21 protein-coding genes are annotated in these 25,046 nt (G+C 55.1%); 10 read left to right on the top strand and 11 right to left on the bottom strand.

The genetic code is table 11. The features are described from left to right. Window positions 1-55 precede the first annotated feature (55 nt). The 3 genes from psmB to TGAM_RS08690 are packed head-to-tail and all read left to right on the top strand — an operon-like array spanning window position 56 to window position 3,393. Window positions 56-640, top strand: coding sequence for an archaeal proteasome endopeptidase complex subunit beta (gene psmB, locus TGAM_RS08700; RefSeq protein ID WP_048811442.1), 585 nt, complete (start codon window positions 56-58; stop codon window positions 638-640). 10 nt (window positions 641-650) lie between these two features. After that, the gene (locus TGAM_RS08695; protein WP_048811306.1) at window positions 651-2,597 is read left to right on the top strand and encodes a beta-CASP ribonuclease aCPSF1; all 1,947 of its coding nucleotides are present in this window, start codon (window positions 651-653) and stop codon (window positions 2,595-2,597) included. Between the two features lie 10 nt (window positions 2,598-2,607). Next, complete coding sequence (locus TGAM_RS08690) at window positions 2,608-3,393, top strand: hypothetical protein (RefSeq protein ID WP_048811305.1); 786 nt, start codon at window positions 2,608-2,610, stop codon at window positions 3,391-3,393. On the opposite strand, the gene TGAM_RS08685 is transcribed toward TGAM_RS08690, so the two are convergent. The 4 genes from TGAM_RS08685 to TGAM_RS08670 all read right to left on the bottom strand — a co-directional run bounded on the left by TGAM_RS08685 (window position 3,377) and on the right by TGAM_RS08670 (window position 7,911). Next, on the bottom strand, window positions 3,377-5,056 hold the full coding sequence (locus TGAM_RS08685) for an ATP-dependent DNA ligase (protein WP_015859330.1): 1,680 nt from the start codon (window positions 5,054-5,056) through the stop codon (window positions 3,377-3,379). The genes TGAM_RS08690 and TGAM_RS08685 overlap by 17 nt on opposite strands. Window positions 5,057-5,104: 48 nt before the next feature. Continuing rightward, the gene (locus TGAM_RS08680; RefSeq protein WP_015859329.1) at window positions 5,105-5,329 is read right to left on the bottom strand and encodes a hypothetical protein; all 225 of its coding nucleotides are present in this window, start codon (window positions 5,327-5,329) and stop codon (window positions 5,105-5,107) included. Continuing rightward, window positions 5,326-6,240 (bottom strand): pantoate kinase, encoded by a 915-nt coding sequence (locus TGAM_RS08675; RefSeq protein ID WP_015859328.1) that lies wholly within the window; start codon window positions 6,238-6,240, stop codon window positions 5,326-5,328. The genes TGAM_RS08680 and TGAM_RS08675 overlap by 4 nt, the downstream gene beginning before the upstream one ends. A gap of 63 nt (window positions 6,241-6,303) precedes the next feature. Continuing rightward, window positions 6,304-7,911, bottom strand: a complete 1,608-nt coding sequence (locus TGAM_RS08670) for a Na+/H+ antiporter NhaC family protein (RefSeq protein WP_015859327.1) — start codon at window positions 7,909-7,911, stop codon at window positions 6,304-6,306. A 174-nt stretch (window positions 7,912-8,085) separates the two neighbouring features. Here TGAM_RS08670 and TGAM_RS08665 point away from each other — a divergent pair, with 174 nt between their 5' ends. Then, window positions 8,086-8,511: an amino acid permease gene (locus TGAM_RS08665; RefSeq protein WP_148206376.1), complete on the top strand. Its 426-nt coding sequence runs from the start codon at window positions 8,086-8,088 to the stop codon at window positions 8,509-8,511. On the opposite strand, the gene rqcH is transcribed toward TGAM_RS08665, so the two are convergent. Both rqcH and TGAM_RS08655 read right to left on the bottom strand, forming a co-directional pair. Next, on the bottom strand, window positions 8,512-10,464 hold the full coding sequence (gene rqcH, locus TGAM_RS08660) for a ribosome rescue protein RqcH (RefSeq protein WP_015859325.1): 1,953 nt from the start codon (window positions 10,462-10,464) through the stop codon (window positions 8,512-8,514). Between the two features lie 39 nt (window positions 10,465-10,503). Continuing rightward, entirely contained in the window at window positions 10,504-10,764 is a 261-nt protein-coding gene (locus TGAM_RS08655) for a hypothetical protein (protein ID WP_015859324.1), read from the bottom strand. A 127-nt stretch (window positions 10,765-10,891) separates the two neighbouring features. Between TGAM_RS08655 and TGAM_RS08650 the strand changes: the two genes are divergently transcribed. Together TGAM_RS08650 and TGAM_RS08645 are read left to right on the top strand one after the other, a co-directional pair. Beyond that, the gene (locus TGAM_RS08650) at window positions 10,892-12,943 is read left to right on the top strand and encodes a 1,4-alpha-glucan branching protein (RefSeq protein ID WP_015859323.1); all 2,052 of its coding nucleotides are present in this window, start codon (window positions 10,892-10,894) and stop codon (window positions 12,941-12,943) included. A gap of 63 nt (window positions 12,944-13,006) precedes the next feature. Beyond that, complete coding sequence (locus TGAM_RS08645) at window positions 13,007-13,324, top strand: P-II family nitrogen regulator (RefSeq protein WP_015859322.1); 318 nt, start codon at window positions 13,007-13,009, stop codon at window positions 13,322-13,324. Window positions 13,325-13,329: 5 nt separating this feature from the next. Here TGAM_RS08645 and TGAM_RS08640 read toward each other — a convergent pair whose 3' ends face one another. Together TGAM_RS08640 and TGAM_RS08635 are read right to left on the bottom strand one after the other, a co-directional pair. Continuing rightward, a complete protein-coding gene (locus TGAM_RS08640) occupies window positions 13,330-14,058 on the bottom strand; it encodes a hypothetical protein (protein WP_015859321.1) in 729 nt (242 codons plus the stop codon). Between the two features lie 164 nt (window positions 14,059-14,222). After that, on the bottom strand, window positions 14,223-15,806 hold the full coding sequence (locus tag TGAM_RS08635) for a sodium-dependent transporter (RefSeq protein ID WP_015859319.1): 1,584 nt from the start codon (window positions 15,804-15,806) through the stop codon (window positions 14,223-14,225). Window positions 15,807-16,077: 271 nt separating this feature from the next. Here TGAM_RS08635 and TGAM_RS08630 point away from each other — a divergent pair, with 271 nt between their 5' ends. Next, window positions 16,078-17,190 carry a thiamine ABC transporter substrate-binding protein gene (locus tag TGAM_RS08630; protein ID WP_094745789.1) on the top strand — a complete coding sequence of 371 codons (1,113 nt, stop codon included), beginning with the start codon at window positions 16,078-16,080 and terminating at the stop codon, window positions 17,188-17,190. On the opposite strand, the gene TGAM_RS08625 is transcribed toward TGAM_RS08630, so the two are convergent. The 3 genes from TGAM_RS08625 to TGAM_RS08615 are packed head-to-tail and all read right to left on the bottom strand — an operon-like array spanning window position 17,174 to window position 20,475. After that, window positions 17,174-18,178 carry an ABC transporter ATP-binding protein gene (locus TGAM_RS08625; protein ID WP_048811304.1) on the bottom strand — a complete coding sequence of 335 codons (1,005 nt, stop codon included), beginning with the start codon at window positions 18,176-18,178 and terminating at the stop codon, window positions 17,174-17,176. The two genes, TGAM_RS08630 and TGAM_RS08625, sit on opposite strands and share 17 nt — an antisense overlap. Further along, complete coding sequence (locus TGAM_RS08620; protein WP_015859316.1) at window positions 18,172-19,791, bottom strand: ABC transporter permease; 1,620 nt, start codon at window positions 19,789-19,791, stop codon at window positions 18,172-18,174. Before TGAM_RS08620 ends, TGAM_RS08625 begins: the two co-directional genes overlap by 7 nt. A gap of 3 nt (window positions 19,792-19,794) precedes the next feature. Further along, the gene (locus TGAM_RS08615) at window positions 19,795-20,475 is read right to left on the bottom strand and encodes an HAD family hydrolase (protein ID WP_048811303.1); all 681 of its coding nucleotides are present in this window, start codon (window positions 20,473-20,475) and stop codon (window positions 19,795-19,797) included. 114 nt (window positions 20,476-20,589) lie between these two features. On the opposite strand from TGAM_RS08615, the gene TGAM_RS08610 reads away from it, so the two are divergent. From TGAM_RS08610 to gcvPB, 3 genes are all read left to right on the top strand, one after another. Then, window positions 20,590-21,885, top strand: a complete 1,296-nt coding sequence (locus tag TGAM_RS08610; protein WP_048811302.1) for a phospholipase C — start codon at window positions 20,590-20,592, stop codon at window positions 21,883-21,885. A gap of 83 nt (window positions 21,886-21,968) precedes the next feature. Beyond that, window positions 21,969-23,315, top strand: coding sequence for an aminomethyl-transferring glycine dehydrogenase subunit GcvPA (gcvPA, locus tag TGAM_RS08605; protein ID WP_015859313.1), 1,347 nt, complete (start codon window positions 21,969-21,971; stop codon window positions 23,313-23,315). Continuing rightward, window positions 23,316-24,824 carry an aminomethyl-transferring glycine dehydrogenase subunit GcvPB gene (gcvPB, locus tag TGAM_RS08600; RefSeq protein ID WP_015859312.1) on the top strand — a complete coding sequence of 503 codons (1,509 nt, stop codon included), beginning with the start codon at window positions 23,316-23,318 and terminating at the stop codon, window positions 24,822-24,824. It abuts the gene before it with no gap. Window positions 24,825-25,046: the final 222 nt, after the last annotated feature.

Here is a 25,046-nt window from a genome sequence, read left to right as displayed (position 1 = left end):
TCTGTTCTACACAGACCATACAGGGGTGTTACTGTTGAACGGGAGTCCGAGTGCAATGAAGGGCACCACGACCGTTGGCGTGGTGTGTAGGGACGGCGTCGTGCTCGCAGCGGACAGAAGGGCAACGCTGGGCAACATGGTGACGTCAAAGGAGGTAACAAAGGTTTTCCAGATAGACGATCATCTCGCCATAGCCGGTGCCGGTCTCGTTGGCGACATACTCAGTCTCGTCAGACTTCTCAGGGCGGAGGCCAAGCTCTACAGGGCAAAGGTCGGCAGGGAGATGTCAGTTAAAGCTCTGGCAACACTTGTTTCGAACGTTCTGCACGGGAGCAGACACCTCCCCTACTTCGCCTGGTTCTTGATCGGGGGGTACGATGTGAAGCCAAGGCTTTACTCGATAGACGCCGCGGGAGGCGTTACCGAGGAGCGCTTCATCGCGGCCGGTTCTGGTATGGAGTTCGCCCTCGCCCTTCTTGAGGAAAACTTCTCCGATGGGATGGGCCTTGATGAGGGCATTGATCTGGCCGTTAGAGCCGTTAAGGCCGCCATAAGAAGGGATGTTTACACCGGCGAGGGAGTTACGGTCGTCGCGATCACAAAGGAGGGCTACCGTGAGCTTGAACCGGTTCTGAAGTGAGGTGATGGGCTTGATCAGGAGAGAAACTTTCGTCGAGGACATACTCAAGGACATAAGGGCTGTCATCAACCAGATGGTTCCAAAAGAGGCGAAGGTGACCGAGGTTGAGTTCGAGGGGCCTGAGCTGGTCATCTACGTCAAGAACCCCGAGGCAATAATGCGCGACGGCGACCTGATAAGGAACCTTGCCAAAGTGCTCAAGAAGAGGATAAGCGTCCGCCCGGATCCGGACATCCTGATACCTCCCGAGAAGGCTGAGGAGATGATAAAGCAGATCGTCCCGCCAGAGGCGGAGATAACCAACATAAGCTTCGACCCCTCCGTTGGTGAGGTCATTATAGAGGCCAGAAAACCCGGCCTCGTGATAGGTAAGAACGGCGAAACGCTCCGCCTCATCACCCAGAAGGTTCACTGGGCACCGAAGGCGATAAGAACCCCTCCGATACAGAGTCAGACGATCTACTCGATCAGACAGATCCTCCAGACGGAGAGCAAGGACAGGAGGAAGTTCCTGAGGCAGGTCGGCAGGAACATCTACCGCAAACCCGAGTACAAGAGTAGGTGGATAAGGATTACCGGCCTTGGGGGCTTCCGCGAGGTCGGCAGGAGCGCGCTCCTTGTCCAGACGGATGAGAGCTACGTTCTGGTGGACTTTGGTGTGAACATAGCCGCGATGAGGGATCCTCTCAAAGCGTTTCCGCACTTCGACGCCCCTGAGTTCCGTTACGTTCTCGATGAGGGCCTTCTGGACGCGATAATCATAACCCACGCCCACCTCGACCACAGCGGAATGCTTCCCTACCTCTTCCGCTACAAGCTCTTTGACGGGCCGATTTACACCACCCCCCCGACGAGGGATCTGATGACCCTCCTCCAGCAGGACTTCATCGAGATCCAGCACATGAACGGAATGGAGCCCCTCTACCGGCCGAGGGACATAAAGGAGGTCATAAAGCACACCATAACCCTCGACTACGGCGAGGTCAGGGACATAGCCCCCGACATAAGGCTCACCCTTCACAACGCCGGTCATATCCTCGGCTCGGCCATAGTCCACCTCCACATCGGCAACGGACTGCACAACATAGCCATAACCGGTGACTTCAAGTTCATCCCAACGAGGCTCCTTGAGCCCGCCGTCAGCAGGTTCCCGCGAGTTGAGACCCTCGTTATGGAGTCCACCTACGGTGGAAGCAACGACTACCAGATGCCCCGCGATGAGGCCGAGAAGAGGCTCATAGAGGTCATCCACCACACGATAAAGCGCGGAGGAAAGGTTCTAATCCCCGCGATGGCCGTCGGCAGGGCCCAGGAGATAATGATGGTCCTCGAGGAGTACGCGCGCGTCGGCGGCATAGACGTTCCGATTTACCTCGACGGAATGATCTGGGAGGCAACGGCGATTCACACGGCTTATCCAGAGTACCTCAGCAGAAGGCTGAGGGAGCAGATCTTCCACGAGGGCTACAACCCGTTCCTCAACCCAATATTCAAGAGCGTCGCCAACTCGCGCGAGAGGCAGGACATTATAGACTCTGGAGAGCCGGCGATAATCATAGCCACATCGGGCATGCTCGTCGGCGGTCCGAGCGTGGAGTACTTCAAGCAGCTCGCCCCCGATCCGAAGAACAGCATAATCTTCGTCAGCTACCAGGCCGAGGGGACGCTCGGAAGGCAGGTGCAGAGGGGCCTACGCGAGATACCGCTCGTCGGGGAGGATGGCAGGACGGAAGTGGTTCAGGTCAACATGGAGGTGCACACGATAGACGGCTTCTCAGGCCACGCAGACAGAAGGGAACTCATAAGCTACGTCGCCCGGTTAAGGCCGAGGCCGGAACGCGTCATAACAGTTCACGGCGAGCCCCACAAGTGCCTCGACCTCGCATCCAGTCTGCACAAGAAGTTCAACCTCTCGACAAGGGCCCCCAACAACCTCGACGCCATAAGGTTGAAGTGAGGTGGAAACCATGCTCTCACTCCTTCTCCTTTTGGGTTACGTGCTTCTAGTTGTGGTTCTCGGCTCGATAATGCTAATCAGGGGCTTATCCTGGTTTGAAAGGCTCGACCGCGTCCTGCCGATGGTCAGCGAAAGGCGCTGCTTTGCCTACGGCTTTGTCGCCGTTGTGGTTGCTGTGATTGTTGAACTAAGTGGCTTTTTCCTGCTCAAGGAGGCCATCGCCAGCGGTACGATGCATTCCTCCTTACTCCTCGCCTCCATTGTCGTGCTCCTAATAGGGTTTGCTGAGGAAGGGGCCAAGCTCATCCCCTTCGTCGTTGAAAAAGGGGATACACTCACCAGATGGCGCTTCGCAGTTAGAGGGGCCTTCTACTTCGGCATCATCGAGGCGGTGCTCTATGCCTTTAACCTCCTGATGATGGGCAACCTGATTGCGGCCCTGTTGAGGTTCCTGGTGATCATGGTCCACGTTGTGCTCACGGCCATTGCCCTGGAATCTGCCATCGTAAACGGAAGCCTTAGGGGTGGCTACGTCAAGGCCTCCCTCCTGCACGCTATCTACGACGCCCCGGTGATCTTTGCCTTCCTTGGGGCGGGGGATGCCCTGATACTCATTGTCCCCCTGGCTATGGCTGGCTTCGCCCTGCTCTTCAGCAGCCTCAACCGCGTCTTTGAAGTCGCATACGTCCTTGGCAAAAGGAAAATCGAGGAAAGAAGGAAAGCGGGATTGGAGGAGGAAAATCCAGAAGTCCCCTCAATCGCTCCTGAGCAGGGGGACTTTACCTTTTCGCCTTGAACCTCTCCTGGAGCTCGTAGAGCTGGGCGACTCTCTCTATCGTGTCCGCCTCCTCCGGACTTTTATCTTCCCTCAACGCCACGTAGCGCGGGAACCTTAACGCGAAACCGCTCTTATACTTCGGACTCTTCTGTATCTCCTGGTAGGTAACCTCTATGACCACCTTTGGCTCAATCTCGACGAACTTGCCCTCCTCGCGGATGATGAGGGGCTTGAGCATCTTGGTGAACTCTACCAGATCCTCGTCGGTGAAACCGCTCCCGACCTTCCCAACCGGGACGAACTCACCGCTCTCCGGGTCGTACGCACCGACGAGGAAGGAACCGAGCAGGTGTGCGCGCCTTCCCTCGCCCCACTCGGCGCCGATGATGACCAAATCGAGGTTCTCCATCGTGGGCTTGATCTTGAGCCATTTCTTTCCGCGATTTCCGGGCTCGTAGATCGCGTCAAGCCTCTTTGCCATGAGCCCCTCGTGGCCAAGCTCCAGGGCCCTCTTGTAGAACTCCTCGGCTTCGTCGACCTTCTTCGTAACGAGCTGTTCGGCGAGCTTTATCTTATCGCTCTCCTCGACGCTCTCCTCGAGCCTCTTCCGCCTCTCGGTGAACTTCGTGTCGATGAGACTTTCGCCGTTGACGTAGAGAATATCAAAGAGGTTGAGCTCGAGCGGGATCTTCTCAATCATCTCCTCGATGTTGTACTTCCTCCTGAACCTCCTCAGGACGTACTGGAAGGGTCTCGGACGACCGTTCTCGCCAACGGCAACCAGCTCACCCTCTACTATGACCTTAGAAGGCTTCAGCGAGGCCTTTACCGCCTCGACTATCTCTGGAATCGAGCGGGTGACGTTCTCAAGCCTCCTCGAGTAGATTATCACCTTATCCCCGTCGCGGTGGACCTGAACCCTCGCTCCGTCGTACTTTATCTCGAAGGCGGCTTCACCGCCCATCTCAATGAGTGCGTCCTTAACGCTCGCGGCGTTTTGTGCCAACATGGGCCTTATCGGCTTCCCGATCTGTATGCTCACCTTCGAGAGCCCCTCGTTCCCTTCAAGCTTCGCTATCTTCGCCACGTAGCCGAAGTCGCTCGTTAGCATATAAGCTCTCTCAACAAGCTCAACCTTTACCTTAAAGGCCTCGGCTATGGCATCGCGCAGGATTCCCTCGGCAACCCCGGTCCTCATAGTTCCGAGGACTGTCCTCGCTATGTACTTTCCCTCCTCAGGCCCGGCGTCCATGAAGAGATTGGCCAGATATTTCATCTTCCTGTCCTGGCTCCCCTCTCCGCTCGCCTCGGCAACCTTAACGAAGGTGTTGTAGACGCGCTTTATCGTGAGGGGCTGGCTGAAGAAGCTCTTCTGCCTTCTCTTCTTGAGGGCTAAAGCCACGCTCTCGCCCAAGTCGCCGGTATCTTTAATCGAGTTCTCGATTTCCTTCTCGGGGACACCCGTTGCCATCGAAACGGCCTTTATCAGGAGTTTTTCTCCGACGCCGAGCTCGCGCTCGTCCCAGTCTGGGAAGACCTTGCCGAGAATCAGGTAGGGCACTATCTCGAGCAAATCGTCGGGCGTTTTCTTGAGGAAGTCCGCCACAAACTTCGTCTTGAGCGTTTTGAGCGTGGTCTTCTCAAGCCTCCTGTAAAGTTCGGCTAACTCGGAGTACCTCATGTCACCCACTCTCACCACCGACTGAAATACGGTGAAGGGGATAAAAACTCAGCGCTTCCCCGGAAGGAACCTCATTGCCTCAAAAATCGCAGTGAGCGTGAAGCCAATTGCGAAGGCCAAGATGGGGTTCAGCTTGCCGTAAAAGAGCAACCACACCGCGAATCCTCCGGCGGTGCCGGACAGTACAACGCCGAGTTTGTGCTCCCTTTTCATGTTGGCGTACGTGGCCGCGATGATTAAGACGACCGCGATCAGGAACAGCGTTGTGTTCATCGGTATCCCTCCCCAAACCATCTTCCGACCTTTGGCTTCCCCTCGTGGATCTCCGCCACGTCGTAGGGTACATTGAGGTCGGCAAGGAGGGCTTTCGCACTTTCTAGTTCCTTCTCCCGGACGAGCGCGAAGAGGCCCTTCCCGAGCATTATCATCGAGCTCGGGCTCTTAAGAACCCTGTCGAGTTCCCCCGCCAGTTCAAGGAGCTCACCTGTGAGCAGGCCAGTTCTCTCGGCGAAAGCTCTGGCGAGGGCCATTAGCCTTTCTGGAGTTGGATCCTTCAGGAGTTTCTCCAAAGATTTCCTCCCCTCGACTTCTATGACCTTCACAACCTCGCCGTCGAGTATCTCCTTCGTCGAGAGCCTTCCGAGGGGAACGACCAGAACCTTGTAGTCCTCGAAGAAGAGGTTGTCAACGACTCCACACCCTGGCCCGCCGGCTTTGACTCTAACCTCCATTCCCCCGGCGAGCTGGGCTACAACGTCCCCGAGACCGCCTTTGTTCACGACTTCCGCCTCGTGGGCAATTTGGGCCGCTTTGAGCCACGTCCCTCCGAAGGCGTAGCTCAGTGCCAAAGCCGTGCCGAGAGCGCCCCCCGCGCTGTTACCGAAGCCGTAGCCGCTCGGGAAGTCAAAGTACTGCCAGATTTCAACCTCGCCCATGAAATCCTTTGGAACGATCTTCTCGGCGACGGAATAACTTATGACGGCCTCTTCCCTCTTCACGGGCTCCCCGTTGAAGGCCACATGGATGTGCCTTTCCAGCGTGCCTGTTTCTATGCTGGCGAAGACGTTCGTTCCCTTGTCTAGGTTTATTCCCGCCCCGAGTGAGCCGGCTTTGAGCGGATCATCGTGAAAGACCGGGACAAAGAAGGCAGTTATGTGCGCTGGAACGAAAGCTCTGACGAGCATTGCATCACCTCCAGAAGGAGTTGAGCGGAGCTTTTAAAAGGGTTTAGAGGGAAAAAGAGAAAATCATTCCTCGACCACGTACACCGGCACCTTGCCGTGTGGTATGCCGTACTTCTTGCCGTACCACTCGCTCAGGAGGTACCAGGCGCCGATGAGCAGCAGAACTCCAAGCGGAAGGAGAACCATCCAGCTCTTGACTCCAATGCCAAAGAGGACGTAGAGGATTAAGCCGACGCTTGATGCCGTTACCGCGTAGGGTATCTGAGTCGTAACGTGGTCTATGTGGTCGGAACCGCTGAACATAGAGCTCATAATCGTTGTATCGCTTATTGGGGAGCAGTGGTCGCCGAAGATGCCGCCCGCGAAGACTGCACCGATGCTAGCGAAGACCTCCGGGCCAACGCTACCCGTAACCCCGTAGGCTAGCGGAATCGCTATCGGGAGCATTATGCTGAACGTTCCCCAGCTGGTTCCCGTTGTGAACGAGATGAACATTGAGATGAGGAAGACTATCAACGGAACCCACGCCCCGGTTATGCCCGCGTCCTTTGCAATGCTGACGACGTAGGAGGACGTTCCAACTGCCTCGGTCGCGTTTTTCAGGCTCCATGCGAGCAGGAGTATGGTGTTGGCTATGACCATCTGCTTCATGCCGCGGACGATCGCATCTTCCGCTTCCTCAATGGTCATCTGCTTTGTTGCGAGGACGAGGGTGAAGGCAACGATGACCATCGCAAAACTGCCCCAGAGCAGTGCGAGTGCGGAGTCGGAGTTTCCGAGGACGTTCATAAGACCCCCTTCGGCGTAGGCTTTGCCACCACCTCCGGTGTACCACATGCCGTAGAGGGTTACGAATATCAGCGTCAGTATCGGCCAGACGAAGAGGTGTACACTTCCACCTTCCTTTGGCATCCCGAGGTCAACCTCTGTGGTCATCAACGGCTTCGCACCGTCGCGGAGGACCTTTCCAGTCGTCCTTGCGCGGTACTCGGCGTGGAGCATCGCACCATAGTGCCTGTGGGTGTAGGCCACGATGAACACGAGGATTATGGCGAGTATTGAGTAGAACCTGAAAGGAACACTGTGCATCCATGCTCCATAGGCACCTCCAACCGAGGTTAAGTCAACGTTGAGTTCGTTAAAGGACTTCCCTATGAGGCCGACTTCGTAGCCGATCCACGTTGAGACCACCGCAAGTCCTGCAACCGGCGCTGCAGTCGAGTCGTCTATGTAAGCCAGCATCTCCCTCGAAACGCGCGTCCTGTCCGTTATTGGCCTCATTGTGTTTCCCACTATTATCGTGTTAGCGTAGTCATCGAAAAATATGAGAACCCCAAGCAACCAGCCCATTAACGAGGCTCCCCTGCTCGAGCGAACCCTCCCAGCTAAAGCCCTCCCAATGGCCAGGGCACCCCCGGATTTATAGACGAGTCCAACTCCCGCACCGATCAGAAAGTCAAAGAGCAGGATTTTGGCGTTCCAGTCGTCGGTTGCACTGGCCACGATCCAGTCCAGGGTCTGGGTTGTTCCGGTTATCGGATTCCACCCGGATAACATCCACCCCCCTACCCATACTCCTGCGAACAGGGCCAGCACGACCCTTTTTGTCCATATGGCCAGTATGATGGCCACAAGCGGTGGGAGCAGTGACAGCACGCCAAATTCAGGCATTTAACTCACCTCCAGTTGGTTCGTGATCCCAAGGATTTCGAGTAGGTATATAAGCCTTTTGTAAATTTCTTCGACAAATTGGCGAATCTCAGAAAATTCTTCGAAAAGTTCGCCGGCTGGACACGCGGGCAAATTTTAAAAGTGCATCATTATGTATTATTTCAGGTGGTAGAAATGCGCATAGTGGGGTTTGCAGGGGCACTGATAGTGATCTTCGCCCTCTTCATGCCCTGGTTCCATAGCACTATGCTGGGATACGAATCCGTGTCCTTCTACAAGATGGCGGAAAGCACCTATTCAAACCTCGATGAATTCCTGAAGACATTTCAGTACCTGGCGGAGCACGATGAGTCTGGAAAAACGACCAGTTTTCTCGGGATGTACTTCCTCGGCGTGCTCTTCATAACCCTCGGGGCACTCATCGGCCTGACGGGGGGCAGAGGAGGCCACATCCTCGGCCTTATAGGAATGGCCCTCTTCACCGCTGCCTGGTACATGGTGTTCAGGGATCACCTCTTTGATATCACGGACACGGGCTACTATCTCTCCTGGGTCGGCTTCCTGATTGGGGCCATCGGTGGGGGTGGAGGAAAGAAATAATCACCCTACCACCTCCACTATTTCTCCCCCTCCCGGCGGAAGAATCGCATTCAAATCCTCCTCGCGAACCTTGTAGCCCCACTTTTCGAGGATTCCGCGTATCTTCTTGACGAGCTCGCCCTTCTTGAGCCTGCCGGGTCTTATGACAATGTACTTGCTCGTGTGGGCCTTAATCGCGTCAACGGGCGCGCAGACGACGTAGTCTTCTCCCTCGTAGTTTATAACTCCCACCGCCAGCTTGAGCGGAAGTCCTCTCAACCAGTTCCTCTTTCCGTAGACCATGAAGGCACCTTTGCCGAGGTACTCACCGCTGGGAGCTTGCTTAGTCACCTGATTTGGATACGCCCAGTAGGCGTCCGCTCCATACAGCCCCTGACTCCAGGCGCGGCTCATCGAGACCGCGAACTGGCAGGCCTCGAATATCGTCTTCTCTCCAGCCTTCTGCCCGTCCTTGATGACGACGTGCGGAGCACCGTAAACGTCGGCGTGGCAGTAGAGGTCGTTGTCGCTCATGTGCTTTTTGATGAGCGTCTCGTTCGTGCTCGCGTCCTTTCCCGCCAAAACCAGAAAGCCCTCGCTCGAAATGAACCAGCGGAACTTCTCGAACCACTTCTTCTTTCTCCTCTCTATGCGCTTCACGTTCAGTTCCTTCTTCATCTCCTCCTCGATGAGCTTCTCGACCTCGTCGAGCTTCCTCCTCGTGTCCTCGTAGGCCTTCAGGGCACCCTCGTACTTGTGCCTGAACTTCTTGGCCTTCTCGTAGTAGAGCTCGGCGTTCTCACCTATGCTTTTGTTGAGGTAGAGCTTGACCTTCCTCCCCTCGAGCTCAATAGTTACGGTCTTCTCCTTCGGGTCGATGGCCTTCACCATGAGCGCAACTTTGTTGCCCTCTTTTTTACCCGCCTCTATTCTCCTTTTGAACTCCTCCCAGCCGAGCTTTTCCGTTGCCTTCCTGAACTCGTCCAAAAGCCGTTCAACCATCGCGTAGTTCGCGTAGATTAAATCCCCTATCTCCTGGTTCTCGTTCATTGCCTTCTCGAAGCCCTTCAGCATCTCCTCCTGCTTCCTAAGCGTCGCCAGCAGTTGCTTCTTTTTGCTTTCGAGCTTTCTCGTTTTTTCGATTTTGGCCTTCTCGATTGTGAGCTTTCCAAAGTACTCATCCAGGGCCTCGCTGAACGTTTTAAAATAGCGCTTCTCAAGGCCCTCGTAGATTTTCAGCTCTATCGGAACGACGTCGTGCATGTTTCCGTCCTTGTAGACGATGTTCGGCCTCGGCTCGTCGTTGAAGGTTCCCATCATCGCCTCGTAGACCTTCCTCAAATCCTCGTCGCTCAGCTCCCTCACGGGGGTGGTTTTCTCGAAGCCCGCCCTTATGGAGATTTCCTCGGCGTACATCCCGCCCATGTTGAGCTTCCTCGCCAGGGCGCGCACGAGCTCAAGGTTTTCATCCTCCCTCATCAGCTCAAGAAAGCGCTCGAAGCTGACCTCAAGCGGGTTTTCCCTCGCTGGCGGGAACTTGTACTCTGCCTTGGGCTTTATCGCCCTGTCCTTGTACTCCTCGTAACGGAGAGCGGCCACAATCCTGTTCTCGGAATCAACGAGGACGATGTTGCCCCTCCTGAAGAGCTCGCCAATGAGCGTGTAGTCGCCGACACGAATCTTGACAATCCTGTCGAACTGGTGCTGTTCTATCGCGTCTATAAAGCCCCCGCTCAGGTGCTTTCTCAGGAGCATCGTGAAGCTCGAAGGCTGTTTCGGCGCCTCCTTGACGTAGCTCGTGAGGTGGAACCTCTTTCCCGCCTGGAGGATTAAATCGGCCCTTCCCTCTTTCGTGCGGAGTTTAATCCTTATCTCGTCGCCGTCATGGTAAACCTTGTCAACGCGAGAGCCAACGAGCCATTGTAGCTCTCTCACGACGTAGCGTATGTCAACCGAGCTCATTTCTTCCTTCATTCTCTCACCCGAAAAGAGTAGAGGGATTAAGTTAAAAGGTTAAAGCCTAAGCGCGAGCAGAACTATCGTTCCCGCGATTGCAAAAGCTGCCCTAATCGCGTCGCTCCTCTCCCCTTCAAAGGCCTCGTTCAAAAGTCCGAAGGAAAGGCCAACGATTCCGATGTCGTAGATCAAGTAGGCGAGCTTCATGAGGTCTCTGATGGGCATTGAGAGAACTGAGATTATCGCTCCAAGAAGAACCACCGCTAGGGCCCCCGCAATGAAGCCGCCCTCTGTGCCCGTAAGCTCATCAAGTCTCATAGCACCACCGACTTTCCTTGGGATCGGAGGATAAAACGTTTTCCGTGCACATTACTGGTCACGATGACAGGTCTGTTCCGGATAAGGTTAAATACTCTCCGCTCGATAACACTCCCGGTGATACTAAATGAAAGGCTACTTCACGTTCGTCCTCCACACTCATATTCCCTACGTCAGAAAGCACGGCAAGTGGCCCTTCGGAGAGGAGTGGCTCTATGAGGCGATGAGCGAGAGCTACCTACCCCTGCTCATGGAGTTCGAGCGTTTAAGGGACTCTGGCGTTCGCTTCCAGCTCGTCGTGAACATAACGCCCGTCCTGATGGAACAGCTGGTCGACGACTACGTCAAGGCCGAGTTCGAGAAGTACCTCTTGAGGAAAATCGAAAGAACAAGGGAGGATCTCGAATCTGGCAAATACCCCGAGAAACCTGTTAGGGAAGTCCTCCGCCACTTCGAGCGTGTTTACTCCTACTGGAAGGCCATAAACGGAGACATAATAGGCAAATTCCGGGAACTTCAGGGTGAGGGCTACCTTGAAATAATAACCTCCCCCGCGACACACGCCTACCTCCCCCTCCTCTGGAGGGAAGAATCAATACGCTCCCAGATAGCCAACGGGATAGCGACCTACGAGAAGCACTTCGGAAGGAGACCGCAGGGTATGTGGGTTTCCGAGTGCGCCTACCGGCCGAGTGGCGAGTGGAAGCTTCCCGGCGGAAGAACTGTCAAGAGGAAGGGGATAGAGAAGTTCCTCGAGGAGTTTGGAATCGAGTACTTCTTCGTCGAGAGCAACCTCATTGATAACGGACCGGTCAGCGACTCCTACGGCGCTCCGGTTCCTACCGGTTCACTCGCAACGCTCCGACCCTACTGGGTCAAGGGGTCAAACGTTGTGGTCTTCGCGAGGAACCGCGAGACGGGCCATCAGGTCTGGAGCGCCCACTACGGCTACCCCGGCGACTTCTGGTACAGAGAGTTCCACAGGAAGGCCCCGAAGAGCGGTAACCAGTACTGGCGTATAACTGGCAAGGACGTTGATTTGGGCGAGAAGGACTTCTACGACCCCGAGAAGGCCCTTGAACGGGTTGAAGAGCACGCGAGGCACTTCGTTTCCCTCGTCGAGGGCCTGCTCTCGAGGTTCGAGGAGGAAACGGGCGAGAAAGGAATAATCGTCTCTCCATACGACACCGAGCTCTTCGGCCACTGGTGGTACGAGGGAGTTAAGTGGCTTGGCAGGGTTCTTGAGCTTTTAGCCGAGCGCGGAATCAAGACGACAACACTTTCGGCCTTCCTCTTGAACTACTCAGGGGAGAGGCTTGAGGTTGAACTGCCCGAAGGCTCGTGGGGCGCCAACGCGGACCACTCGACCTGGTGGAACGAGCAAACCGAATGGACGTGGGAAGAGATATACCGCGCCGAGGACAGGATGGTCGCGCTGGCGAGCCGCTTTTACGGGAAAGATAATCTCGGCGACAGGGCGATAGAACAGCTCGCGAGAGAACTCTTAATCCTCGAGGCGAGCGACTGGCAGTTCCTCATAACAACTGGCCAGGCAAAGGCCTACGCGGAGAGGCGCGTTTTGCTCCACAGCAGGGACTTCCACAGGCTTGCAAACGAGGTAGTCAGGTATTTCAGGACCGGGGAGATGGACGTTTCACTCCTCGAGGGGCTCGAGGAGCGCGACAACCCCTTCAGGCCAGTTATAGCTTCCTATTACGTCGGCGAAAATCCGCCCGAGCTTGAGGAGTTCGTCGAACCGCCCGAGGTCCCGCCCGAAGAAAGGGATAGAACGGAGGAAGTGAGAGGAACGTTCGTTGAGGCGGAGGCCGAGCTCGAGGAGAGCGTTTTCGAGGGTTCCGATGGGAGGTTCTACGCGAGTTCACTCGCCTTCGTAAAGAGGAGGAAGCCGAAGGTTCCCCTCGCGAAGAGAGTTGACACGAGGCTCGCCAAGAGGGTCGAGAGGATTGGAAAGCCCGAGAAGCCGAAGGCCGAGAAGAAACGCGCAAAAGTAAAGAACCTCATTGACATCAAGGGCATCGGCCCTAAAACCCTCGCGAAGCTGAACAAGGCGGGGATAAAAACGCCTGAGGACTTGCTTAACGCTGACCTTAAAGAGCTCGCGAGAAAAACCCGGATTTCGATAAAGAGGCTGAGAAAGTTTTTGGCCCAGATTTCCTGAGCTTTCATTTTTGTTTTCGAAAGCCTTTTTTGAAGTTCTGAGAACTATTATCTGTGGTCGTCCATGAAGAAGGTTGAGGCCATTATCAGGGGAAACGATTTTGAGCGCGTAAAGAACGCCCTCAAGGGGATTGGCATCGTGCCCTTGACGGCGTATCCTGTTCAAGGGAGGGGTGTTCAGGGAGGTGTACCGCCCTACGACCTCCTACCAAAGATGAAGATTGAGCTCGTCGTCAAGGACGAGGACCTTGAGAAGGTTATCAACACGATCGTTATGACCGCAAGGAGCGGAACCCCCGGCGACGGAAAGATATTCATCATCCCCGTCGAAGAGGCCATAAGAATAAGAACGGGAGAAAAGGGGAACGAGGCTCTTTACTGACTTCATCAGAGGAACGCGTGGCGGTGTTTGTAGAGCATGTAGCTTGCATAGCCGAGGAGTACTAGGCTCGCAAGTCCCAGCAGGCCTATTGCAACAACTATTAGCTGGGCCACCATAATGCTCCTGCCGAGGGCTTCGGCTATTTTTTGAACCTCTCCCTGATGGGTTAGGGCATAGACCATGTACCTGACTGAAAACGCACCCATGACCATTGGTATCGGGATAACGGCAAAGGCGAGCATTAGTCCAAGGCTTCCTCTCTTCCTCAGGCTCAGGATCGCGAGAAGCGTTGGGATTACGAGGATTAACGCCGTTATGGCGTACATCGGACCAAAGATTCCGGATATGATGTAGAAAGGAATCATTCCGAAGAGAAAAGCCCGGTAGGCTTTTTGTAGCTCTTTAACCTTTCCCGAGAAATCATAGGGTGCGGCTTTGGAATATCGGTTGAGCTGGGAGACCATGTTCATGTACTCCTTGACGCCGATTTTTTCAATGGTTTTGTCGCTTGTGCTGTTCTTCAATTTCGTTGCCCTTTTAAGGAAAAAGTTTGCCAGCTCCTCGTTATCGTAGGCAATATTTTCCGCGACCTCCATGAAGTTTCTCTTGGCTTCATCGAGAAGCACGAGTGCTTTCCTTTTGTCTTTGTCCTTCAGAACGTTGAGGCGATCGATGCGGGCTTTGATTTCATCGATAACGCTGGCTACTTCCTTTAGCACTTTTTCACTTTTCATTTAAAATGCACCTCCAACAAATATGTAAAAGAAAAGGGCTTTAAGAAGCCTTTGCTTGCTTCTCGGCCTGAAGGAGCTTGGTAATGCTCCAGTACATCATGGCAAATATTGAACCCCATGCAAGTACAAGGAAAGCAAGGGCACCCGCGTCCATTTTTATCACCTCAGACCTTTATGATGACCTCGTTCTTTTCGAGCTCCTCGCCGTACTTCTTCTTGATGGCCAGGTATGCCTCGATGGCACCGATTATGAGGATTATGAAGATCACTATCCTGGCTCTGGTAATGAGACTGATGATCTCAGGCGTGTAGTCGTACTTGAGTACTTCTGTGACATAGTACTTTGAGACGCTGAATGCCCCATTCTTCCAGTAGTCGTAGGTGTTGCCGCCGAGGAGTATTATCATGAAGAGCGGCGCTATGTAGGTGATGATCGGCTTGAACCACTCTGGTACTTTAATGTACGCACCCTTGTGGAGCTCCTCCCAGAAGTTGTCAGGCTTGAAGAGCCAGACTGCCACTATGACGTCGAAGAGACCGAGCAGGACGAGGAAGTAGCTGCCGACCCACATGTCGAGCTCACTCAGGTAGGCGAGGGTGCTGTCGAGGGCAACCGGGAGTCCGAGGATGAACAGGAATATCCAGACCACCCATGTGCCTATCTTCCTTTCGATGTGTATGTCCTCTTCGAGCATTGCCACAAGGTAGTTGTACGTTGCTATTGCCGAGGTGAATCCAGCGAACCAGAGGAGCAGGAACCACATTGCACCGAATATCTGTCCAGCAGGCATGTTGGCGAAGACGTTAGGCAGCGCCATGTACGCCAATCCAACGCCACCCTTGATGGCCTGCTCCGGTCCGAGGTAGGCGAAGGCTATTGGGATGGCGAGGGAGCCACCGAGTACTACTTCAGCGAACTCGTTGAGCGAGACCGTGGCAAGACCGCTCAGGGCAACGTCGTCCTCGGGTCCGAGGTAGCTTGCGTAGTTGTGGATGATACCCATACCGAGCGATAGTGTGAAGAATATCTGTCCCGCTGCTGCCAGGCTTATCTTGAAGAAGTGCTTGCTCAGTGTCTGGAAGTCCGGCTTCCAGATGTACTCCAGACCCTTTATTGAGCTCCACTCCGGCTTGACTGGTGAACCAAGGGTCAGGGCCCTGATAACGAGGAGTATGGCGAACACGTACAGGAGGGGCATCATGACCTTGACCCATCTCTCGATACCCTTGCTGACACCCTGACCGACGGCTATGCCGAGCAGGACCATCGTGAGACCCCAGAAGAATATCACCGCCTTGGTGTTGGCCACGTAGTCAAGGAAGAACTGGACGGTGTCCTTGCCGAAGTACGCTCCCGTGAGGCTGTAGTAGGTGTAGGCCGCTGACCATCCGATAACCTGGTAGTAGTACGAGCTCAGTAGCGATGCGACCGAGAAGGCCAGCATTCCACCGATGATACCAAAGATAAGCGCGGTCTTGGGCTTGACGCTCTCCCTGGCCATGAGGTAAAACATTGGGCCGATAGTACCGTGACCATACTTGCCACCGTAGCGACCGGTGGTCCACTCAATCCACATCACTGGAATACCAAGGAAGAACAGTGCTATGAAGTACGGTATCATGAAGGCCCCGCCACCGTTGCTGGCGAGCTGGTACGGGAACCTCCAGAAGTTACCTAAGCCTATTGCGTTTCCCGCCATGGCCAAAATCAAACCGAGCTTTGTTGCCCATTGATCCCTCTGCTCCATTCAATCACCCCCTTTATTGGGTGTCCGGGTAAATAATAAATCAACCCGGGACAAGATGGGACATTGATTTCCTATGACGAACTGCTTTAAAATAGTTTCGGCATCTCACCACAAATTCCGTTTAAATTATGCCGTTTTGTTACTATTCCGAAACATCTTCAAAAACGTACTCCGGTTAAAAACCAGTGGGGGCACTTTCGACCAGCAAAACTTTTTAACCGTTTGCTAAATCGGTTATTGAAAACAAAAACCGCGTTTTAGGGTGGTGAATATGAGAAGCAAGACGCTTGCCGCAATAATCCTCGTGGCCCTGCTCGTTGTGGGCCTTGGGTGCATAGGTTCAAGGAACGAAGAAAAATCTGGGGGGACTCAATCTTCATCTGTGTCCACCACGACCAAAAAACCGGAGACCCTGACGGTTTACGCCTACGACAGCTTTCAGAGCGTTGCCAAGGTGACGATACCCAAATTCGAGAAGGAGTATAACGTCAAGGTGAAGCTCATAACCCTGGGCGATGCCGGAAAAGTGCTCAACAGGCTGATCCTCGAGAAGGACCACCCGCGGGCGGACGTGGTCATAGGGATAGACAACAGCCTCGCGGCAAAGGCCATAGAGGCTGGAGTCCTTGAGGTCTACAAGCCAAAGAACATAGACCTCGTTCCCGAGGATCTCGTTAAGGGCCTCGATCCAACCTACCACCTCATTCCCTACGACTACGGGCCGATAGCAATAGTCTACAAGAAGGATAAGGTTAAGAACCCGCCAAAGACCTTCGAGGATCTCCTCAAGCCGGAGTGGAAAAAGAGCCTCATAGTGGAAGACCCGAGGACCAGCTCAACGGGCATGTCATTCCTCCTCTGGACGATAGGGGCCTACGGCGACCCCGGCTGGCTCTACTACTGGGAGAAGCTCAAGCCCCAGATCTACCAGATAACCGAGGGCTGGGACGCCGGCTGGGAGATGTGGGACAAGGGGGAAGCCCCGCTCTTCGTGAGCTATGCCACCGATCCCGCCTACAGCGCTTACTACAACAACGGCACAGAACCGGACATAGGTGTCATACTCCTCAACGGAACGGCCTACGTTCAGATCGAGGGTGTTGGGATAGTCAAGGGGACCAAGCACAGGGAGCTGGCCGAGAAGTTCATCGAGTTCATGCTTACCAACAAGTTCCAGAACGAGATACCCCTCCACAACTGGATGTTCCCGGCCAGCAAAAACGCCACCCTGCCTGATGTGTTCAAGTACGCCGTAAAGCCGGAGAAGATAATCAACCCAGACCCGGAGGAGATAAAGGCCAACCACAACCGCTGGGTCAGGGAGTGGGTCGAACTCATGATCGAGGGCAAGTCCCCAGAGGAGATCATTAAGGAGAGAGGATAGCGTAGTCCTTTATCCTCACTCCCACTTTTTTTGGAACGTTTCGCGGGTCGAATGGAAGCTCATTGATGAACCTCTCCGCGGTTATCCTTTTTCCCGCGACGCTGAGGAACAGCCTCATCCTCCCGGGGAGGAGCTCGTAGTCGATCACCTCGGCGGTCTTTCCTTCCTCCACGATAACGCTCTCCGGCCGGAAGAAGACCTTGACCTTTCCCTCTCGTCCTGTTTCAAAGCACAGCCCGCCGAGGCACGCACGTCCGCCCTCGGCTTCCAGCTCGAGGAGGTTTCCAATGCCGAGGAACGTCGCGACGAACTCGTCCTTTGGGTGATAGTAGAGCTCCAGTGGCTCACCAACCTGTATTATCCTCCCGTTTTTCATCACAGCTATCCTGTCGCTTATCGCCATCGCCTCCTCCTGGTCGTGCGTGACGTAGATCGTCGTTATGCCGAGCTCGCGCTGGATCCTCTTAATGACCCCCCTGAGCCTTTCCCTTATTTTGGCGTCGAGGTTGCTAAGGGGTTCGTCTAAGAGGAGCAGTCTGGGCTTTATAACGAGCGCCCTTGCGAGGGCGACGCGCTGCTGCTGACCGCCGCTGAGCTGCTCGGGATAGCGCTTCTCGAAGCCCTCCAGACCAACGAGGGAGAGAACCTCCTTTACCTCCCTCCGAACCTCCTCCTCTGGAACCTTCCTCATTCTCAGGCCGAAGGCCACATTGTCGAACACCGTCATGTGCGGAAATAGGGCGTAGTCCTGGAAGACTATTCCGATGTTCCTCTCGTAGGGGGGCCTGTCGGTTACGTCTTCATCGCCAAAGTAAACCCTCCCATCGGCCTTTTCAAAGCCCGCTATGATCCTCAGCGTGGTCGTTTTTCCGCAGCCGCTCGGACCCAGGAGCGTGAAGAACTCGCCGTCCTTTACCTCGAGTTCGGGGATTGTGAGCTCAAAGCCTTCCCTCGATAGCCTTACATCCCTTAGAAGAAGCCTCACCATACCTCCTCACCCGTCCTCTCTATCAGGAGAAAGCCTACCAAGCTGACGATCATAAGGATGACGGCCATTGCCGAGGCCGAGCCGAACTGTCGTGAACCGAGGTAGCGGTAGATGGCTATGGTTATCGTGGTGTACTCCGGCTGGTAGATCATGTACGTTGCGCCGAGCTCGGCTATGCTCATCGCGAAGGAAAAGACTGCCCCGACCAAGACCCCGCCGAAGGCCAGCGGTAGCTCAACCTTCAGGAACGCCTTGAAGTCCGTCGCTCCGAGGCTCATCGCGGCCTCGCGGAGGCTGCTCTTCACCTTTCTGAGTGACGAGGAAACTGCCCTCAGGGCGAAGGGGTAGGCTATCACAGTATGGGCCGCGACGATGAGGTACGGACTTCCGAGGAGAAGGAGGGGTGGCCTGTGAAAGGCCTTGATGTATCCGAGGCCTATTACTATCGCCGACGAACCCAGGGGCAGGGTCGCCAGAACGTCCACGAGCGTCTTCCCCGGTAGATCCCATCTGAGGGCGGAGTATGCTATTGCGAGCGCTATGAGCGTCGCCAGCAGAACCGTCGCAAATCCAAAGGCGAAGGTCCACGCTATCGCGTGCAGGCTGTCCGAACCGAATATCGGGTTGTAAGAGCTGTCAAAAAGCCTGCGGTAGAACTCCAGGGTGAACTTTCCCTTCCACGTGATTGAATCGTAGACGACCGCGAGGAGGGGGGAGAGGATGAAAACGAAGACAATAGCTGAGTAGATGGTTATCCCGAGGCCTTTGAGGCTCAGCATATCCTTGAGTTTCAGCCTCCTCGGCTCGCGGAGGATCCTCTGCTCCTCGGCCTTGGAATACCTGTCGAGGCTCTTGAGGTAGAGGTACATGAACGTGAAGCTGAGTGTCATCTGGATGACGGCGAGTGCCGCTCCGGTTCTGAAGTCGAGGAGGGTCATTATGGACGTGAATATCGCCACCTCTATCGTGCTGTACCTGTAACCGCCGAGGATGAGGGGGATCGAGAAGCTCAGGAAGGAGAATATGAAGGTTAGCAGGGACGACGCGAGAATTGCCGGATAAAGCATCGGTAGCGTGACCTTTCGAAAGAGGGTGAATCCCCTAGCGCCGAGGCTCATCGCGGCCTCTTCGTAGTGGGGGTTTATCCTCTCCCACAGAGACGACACCATTCTGACCACGACGGGGAAGTTGTAGAAGGCGTGGGCCAGGAGAATGGCCTTCCACGAGTAGAGTATCCCCAGGTTGCGGCCCAGAATGGACGTGAAGAAGCCCTCTCTGCCGAAGAGGAGTATAAATCCGAGAGCGACCATTATGCTTGGCATCACGAAGGGCACGGTCAGAATGGCCTTCAGGGTCCTCTTACCCGGGAAATCGTACTTGGCGAAGAGGTACGCCCCGGGAAGGCCTATCGCGAGGGTCAGGAGCGTCGAGCCAACCGCCTGAAGGATCGTAAAGGCTATGACGTGGCGGTAGTAGGGGTTGGAGAGAACGGAGGATATGGCCGAAACCGAGAGGCCGTCCTCCAGAATCAGCGTCACGGGGTAGTAGAAGAAAACCACCAGAAATGCCAGTGCCGGAAGGAACACCACCAGCCAGAAGCGCCTGGAGAGCATTCCTTATCCGACCCCCCTCTCCCCTTTCACCCTCTTGATAACGTCGAAGATGCTCCACAGGTCCCTTATGACGTGGAGATGCGGTATTAACGCAAGCTTCTCGCGGTTCTTCTCAACGAAGCGAGCGGTGAAGGGAAAGTAGTACCACACGAACTCCGTGTTCTCGTCGCCCCTGCCGATGAAGCGCCAGGGCTTGTCGTCCACCCAGATGAAAGTCTCGTTCCCGTACTTCTCGCGGACGAGCTGAAAGGCCTCGTCGAGCGTCATCTCCCGACCAAAAACGATGACGTCGTCGAAGAGATCGTAGAGGCCGGCCATCTTCAGCCGTTTGACCTTCATGCCGTCTATGAAATCCTCTGCAGAGAACGAGATGACAGTGTGTCCCTCTTCCCTAAGTCGCTTTAAGAGCTCGGGGGCGTCGTCTATCGGCTTGCTCAGCTTCGCCCTTTCAATGAACCACGTCTCGAAGAACTTCGTTCTCAGGAAGAAAGGTGGCCTGTGGGTCTTTTTGTGGCCCCCAAAGCTCGGCCTCTCGAACTGGAGTTCGATTTTGGTCAGTAACTTTGCCCACAGTCCCTTCCCCGGGAGCCAGCGGTAGCGCCTCTCAAGAGCTCTTTTGAAGGCCTCCTCTATGCAGGAGTAGCTGTCGATAAGCGTTCCGTCGAAATCGAAGGCTATTATCATGCCCATCCCCCAACCAAAAGGCCGTTACCATGGACTTCTAAAAGCTTTTGCCATGCGGAAGATTTATTAACCTTCGTGGGATATGCCAGCTGCCTCATTTCCGGAGGTGATAAAATGAAGGAGTTAAAAGTTGCTTTACTTATCCTGGTTGTTTTAGGTGGAATTGGGATCGTTTCGGCGTGGCCGACCGACGGACCGACCCTCGACAACCCCATGAACGTCCACCAGAAGCTGACCTACAAGGCCATACAGGCGGTCTACAAGGACAATCCCGCCCTCGGTTCAATTCTCATGCGGTACAAAGATCAGCTCCTCTACGGGGCCTACGACGAGGACTGGCGCGGCGGTAGCATAGAGTTCAACGGGAAGACCTACACGCTCCAGAGCCAGTACCACTTCCTTGACCCGATGGATCACGCCGAGCTTCTTACAGTCAATCTCTTTGGCGATGCGGACACATCGGCCGCCGACATGGCCCAGAGGCTCTACGAGCAGGCGGTTCAGCTCTGGAAGGAGGGCAAAAGGGAGGAGGCCATGCTATACCTCGGCAGGACGGTTCACATCCTCGAGGACATGAGCATGCTCGTTGCCCACACGACCCCCCACATGTTCGAAGACCTTGAGCAGTTCAAGTACATAGAGAACGCCCACGACTTCGTCGAGAACGAGGTTTCCCCCGCCGTTGCCGACGACATACTCAACGACCGCGTCCCCCTCGACCTCACGCCGATAAAGTGGTGGCAGATCCCTCAGGAGAAGGGGAGGTTCATCATAGGGAAGGACATCTACGTTGCCGACAACGAGAACGGCCACATGAGTCTCGCCAACGGCGTCGCCTGGGCCTACGCCGACCTCATTGCCCACAACTCCTGGCGTTACATGCTCTACTCGACCGGCAAGGACATCAACCTCTGGAGCGAGCGCGGCCACCTCGGAAGCTACTTCTGGACGAAGGAGCTCAAGAAGGGCGACTGGAGCGTCCTCAAGCTTGAGTTCAAGGGAGCCAGCTCGATAACCATCGTCTTCAAGGACATAGACATGCAGAACGCCTACTTCAAGACCCTCGGCTACGTTGAGGTCTACGACAAAAACTGGAACCTCATCGCCCGCTACGCCCAGGACCCGAACCCGCTCAAAGACACCAGAGTCACCGTTCCGGGCGACACGGTTTACATCTACACCCACGTTGACAGGGACGCATGGCTCGACGATGACGTCGATGGATGGGCGATAAGGAACATCGAGCTCCACGCCAACTTCGACGTGAACGCTCCGAGCGGCTTCAAGACCCTCGACGGCAGGGAGTACAGCCTCGTCCAATGGGCCGTCTACGAGACCATGCAGTACGACATAAGGGCCGTCGCCGGGCTTATGGAAAAGTTCTTTGAGGACGTCGGCGTTACCGGCTGATCCCTTCTCTTTTTTGAGCACAAGGCATATAATCATGTACCTCCTATTTTAAACGACCGTCTTAACCTTTCGAGGTGATTGCCATGGGAAAGCACTACCTTCCCAACCTCGCCCATCGCGAGGAGATGCTGAGGGAAATCGGCTTTGCCTCAATCGACGAGCTCTTCTCGGACGTTCCCGAGGGGATGCTAAAGGAGTTCAACCTCCCCGGAGGTAAGAGCGAGTATGAGGTTTTCATTGAGCTCAACGAGACTCTATCCAAGAACAAAACGGCTCTTGAGATGCCGAGCTTCCTCGGTGCTGGAACCTATTTCCACTACATCCCGGCCCACGTCAAGTACCTCATCGAGAGGAGCGAGTTTTTGACCGCATATACCCCCTATCAGCCCGAGATAAGCCAGGGAATGCTTCAGGCTTTGTTTGAGTATCAAAGCATGATGGCCGAGCTCTACGGTTTGCCCGTTGTCAACTCCTCGATGTACGACTGGGGAACTTCCATAGCCGAGGCCGCTCTGATGACGGTCAGGCTCCACAGGGGAAAGAGAAAGCGCTTCGTGATTCCAAAGGCTATAAGTCCAGAAAAGAAAGCCGTCATCGAGACCTACACTCGCGGGGCGAACCTTGAGATAGTCGAGGTTCCCTGGGACGAGAGCGGTAGGCTCGACATTGAGAAGCTCAAGGAGGCCGTTGAGGATTCCGCTGGAGTTTACGTCGAGATGGCCAACTTCTTCGGCCTCGTTGAGGAGAACGTGAGGGAGATAGGCGAAATTGCACACGAAGCCGGTGCCTACTTCGTCGTTGGGGCCGATCCGACGATGCTCGGGATCTTTGAAGCGCCAGGCGAGCTTGGCGCCGACATAGCGGTCGGAGAGGCTTCATACCTCGGCAACCCAATGAACTTCGGCGGGCCGAGGGCAGGAGTTTTCGCGGTCAGGAACGACAAGAAGCTCATCCGCCAGATGCCGGGCAGGATAATCGGAATGACGAGAGATGCTGAAGGAAAGAGGGCATTCGTCATGACGCTCCAGACGAGGGAACAGCACATAAGGCGCGCCAAAGCTACATCAAACATCTGCTCCAACGAAGCACTCGTTGCCGTTGCCTCAGCGATACATCTCGCGACTCTCGGGCCGAAGGGCTTGAGGGAGCTCGGCGAGGTCATCCTCAAGAACACCGCCTACCTGAAGAAGAGGTTGAGCGAGGTTGCCGAGATTCCCTTCGAGGGCCTCTACTTCAAGGACGTTCCTGTGAAGTTCAAAAGGCCCTACGGCGAGATACACGAGGCGCTCCTTGCAAAGGGAATACATGGCGGCTACTACATCGGAAAGCACTTCCCCGAGCTTGGTGAGACGGCCCTCTTCGCGGCAACTGAAACGACGAGGAAGGAATGGGTCCATGCCCTCATAGAGGCCCTCAAGGAGGTGGCCTGAATGTTCCGCCAGGCTAAGTGGGACGAACCGCTTATCTTCGAGCTCTCCCGCGAGGGGAGGGTTGGCTATACCTTGCCAAAGCCGATTGAGGATTTGGAGGTCGAAATCCCAGAAAAGATTAGGAGGAAGAGCAAGCTCGATCTTCCCGAGCTGAGCGAGCCTGAAATAGTCAAGCACTACACAAGGCTGAGCGAGATGAACTACGGCGTAGATTCCGGCATCTATCCCCTCGGCTCGTGCACCATGAAGTACAACCCCAAGATAAACGAGGAGATGGCCGCTCATCCGGGCGTGGCTTACATCCATCCGTACCAGGACGAGAGAACCGTTCAAGGCGCGTTAAAGATAATGTGGGAGCTTGAGCAGTGGCTCAAGGAGATAACAGGCATGGACCGCTTCACGCTCCAGCCAGCTGCCGGGGCGAACGGTGAATTCACCGGCGTTTCCATAATCCGGACATATCACATCGACAACGGCGAGCCGCAGAGGGACGAGATGCTCGTGCCGGATTCCGCTCACGGAACGAACCCTGCCAGTGCCGCTATGGCCGGCTTCAAGGTCATCGAGATTCCCTCCAACGAGAACGGGACCGTTGATCTGGAGGCCCTTGAGAACGCGGTCGGTGAGAGGACGGCTGGCTTAATGCTCACCAACCCCAACACCCTCGGCATCTTTGAGGACGAGATCCTCGAGATAGCGAAGATAGTCCACAAAGCTGGAGGACTTCTCTACTACGACGGGGCGAACCTCAACGCCGTCCTCGGGAAGGTCAGGCCGGGAGATATGGGCTTCGACATAGTTCACCTCAACCTGCACAAGACCTTCTCGACACCGCACGGTGGAGGCGGACCGGGAAGCGGGCCCGTTGGAGTAAAGGATTTCCTCAAGGACTACCTGCCGGTTCCGCTGGTGGGCTACGATGAGGAGAACGACCGCTACTACCTCGACTACAACGTGCCAAAGAGCATCGGGAAGGTGAAGGAACTCTACGGCAACTTCGCGGTAATGGTTAGGGCCCTGGTTTACCTCAAGGTCATGGGCAGGGATGGCCTTAAGAACGCGAGCGAGATAGCTGTTCTCAACGCCAACTACCTGACGAGGAAACTGCTCGGAACGAGGGGATACGAGTTGCCAGGTAAAAAGCTTAGGAAGCACGAGACGGTCTTTTCAGCGGAACCGATGAAGAAGGAAACTGGCGTTACCGCGATGGACGTGGCGAAGAGGCTCCTCGACTTCGGAATGCACGCGCCGACGGTTTACTTCCCACTGATTGTTCACGAGGCCCTGATGATTGAGCCGACGGAAACGGTTAGCAAAGAGGAGCTCGACGCTTACGTCGAGGCACTGAAGAGGATAAGCGATGAAGCCTACACCAACCCCGAGGTCGTCAAGAGCGCACCGCACAACACAGCAGTTAGGCGCGTTGATGACGTTATGGCGGTCAAGAAGCCTGTGATTAGCTGGCGTATGTACCTCGAGCTGAAGGAAAAGGGAGAGATTAACTACTGACCCTCCCTTCCTTTTTGATGGGGTCGGCCAGTGCCAGTCTCTTCATCCGGTAGCGATCCGACCGGTAAACGCTCGTCATTCCCCAACCTTTTCCTCACGTTCCCTTTTTAAGGACTTGGTGTTAATTCTTCCGGCCGATGACGAGCGTTAGCCACGCTGAACGGTGAGGAAAAGAGGGTTAGCCGAGGCTATTCTGAACTCCAGAGTTTCTGGCCCCTTTAT

The organism is Thermococcus gammatolerans EJ3, assembly GCF_000022365.1.
GTDB lineage: Archaea > Methanobacteriota_B > Thermococci > Thermococcales > Thermococcaceae > Thermococcus > Thermococcus gammatolerans.
This window is presented reverse-complemented; position numbering and strand designations above follow the sequence as displayed.

Bases quoted from the DNA above. Each gene is read 5' to 3' on its own strand.
- psmB (WP_048811442.1), top strand. From the start codon at position 56: ATGAAGGGCACCACGACCGTTGGCGTGGTGTGTAGGGACGGCGTCGTG.
- TGAM_RS08690 (WP_048811305.1), top strand. From the start codon at position 2,608: ATGCTCTCACTCCTTCTCCTTTTGGGTTACGTGCTTCTAGTTGTGGTT.
- TGAM_RS08685 (WP_015859330.1), bottom strand. From the start codon at position 5,056: ATGAGGTACTCCGAGTTAGCCGAACTTTACAGGAGGCTTGAGAAGACC.
- TGAM_RS08680 (WP_015859329.1), bottom strand. From the start codon at position 5,329: ATGAACACAACGCTGTTCCTGATCGCGGTCGTCTTAATCATCGCGGCC.
- TGAM_RS08675 (WP_015859328.1), bottom strand. From the start codon at position 6,240: ATGCTCGTCAGAGCTTTCGTTCCAGCGCACATAACTGCCTTCTTTGTC.
- TGAM_RS08670 (WP_015859327.1), bottom strand. From the start codon at position 7,911: ATGCCTGAATTTGGCGTGCTGTCACTGCTCCCACCGCTTGTGGCCATC.
- TGAM_RS08665 (WP_148206376.1), top strand. From the start codon at position 8,086: ATGCGCATAGTGGGGTTTGCAGGGGCACTGATAGTGATCTTCGCCCTC.
- rqcH (WP_015859325.1), bottom strand. From the start codon at position 10,464: ATGAAGGAAGAAATGAGCTCGGTTGACATACGCTACGTCGTGAGAGAG.
- TGAM_RS08655 (WP_015859324.1), bottom strand. From the start codon at position 10,764: ATGAGACTTGATGAGCTTACGGGCACAGAGGGCGGCTTCATTGCGGGG.
- TGAM_RS08650 (WP_015859323.1), top strand. From the start codon at position 10,892: ATGAAAGGCTACTTCACGTTCGTCCTCCACACTCATATTCCCTACGTC.
- TGAM_RS08645 (WP_015859322.1), top strand. From the start codon at position 13,007: ATGAAGAAGGTTGAGGCCATTATCAGGGGAAACGATTTTGAGCGCGTA.
- TGAM_RS08640 (WP_015859321.1), bottom strand. From the start codon at position 14,058: ATGAAAAGTGAAAAAGTGCTAAAGGAAGTAGCCAGCGTTATCGATGAA.
- TGAM_RS08635 (WP_015859319.1), bottom strand. From the start codon at position 15,806: ATGGAGCAGAGGGATCAATGGGCAACAAAGCTCGGTTTGATTTTGGCC.
- TGAM_RS08630 (WP_094745789.1), top strand. From the start codon at position 16,078: ATGAGAAGCAAGACGCTTGCCGCAATAATCCTCGTGGCCCTGCTCGTT.
- TGAM_RS08625 (WP_048811304.1), bottom strand. From the start codon at position 18,178: ATGGTGAGGCTTCTTCTAAGGGATGTAAGGCTATCGAGGGAAGGCTTT.
- TGAM_RS08620 (WP_015859316.1), bottom strand. From the start codon at position 19,791: ATGCTCTCCAGGCGCTTCTGGCTGGTGGTGTTCCTTCCGGCACTGGCA.
- TGAM_RS08615 (WP_048811303.1), bottom strand. From the start codon at position 20,475: ATGATAATAGCCTTCGATTTCGACGGAACGCTTATCGACAGCTACTCC.
- TGAM_RS08610 (WP_048811302.1), top strand. From the start codon at position 20,590: ATGAAGGAGTTAAAAGTTGCTTTACTTATCCTGGTTGTTTTAGGTGGA.
- gcvPA (WP_015859313.1), top strand. From the start codon at position 21,969: ATGGGAAAGCACTACCTTCCCAACCTCGCCCATCGCGAGGAGATGCTG.
- gcvPB (WP_015859312.1), top strand. From the start codon at position 23,316: ATGTTCCGCCAGGCTAAGTGGGACGAACCGCTTATCTTCGAGCTCTCC.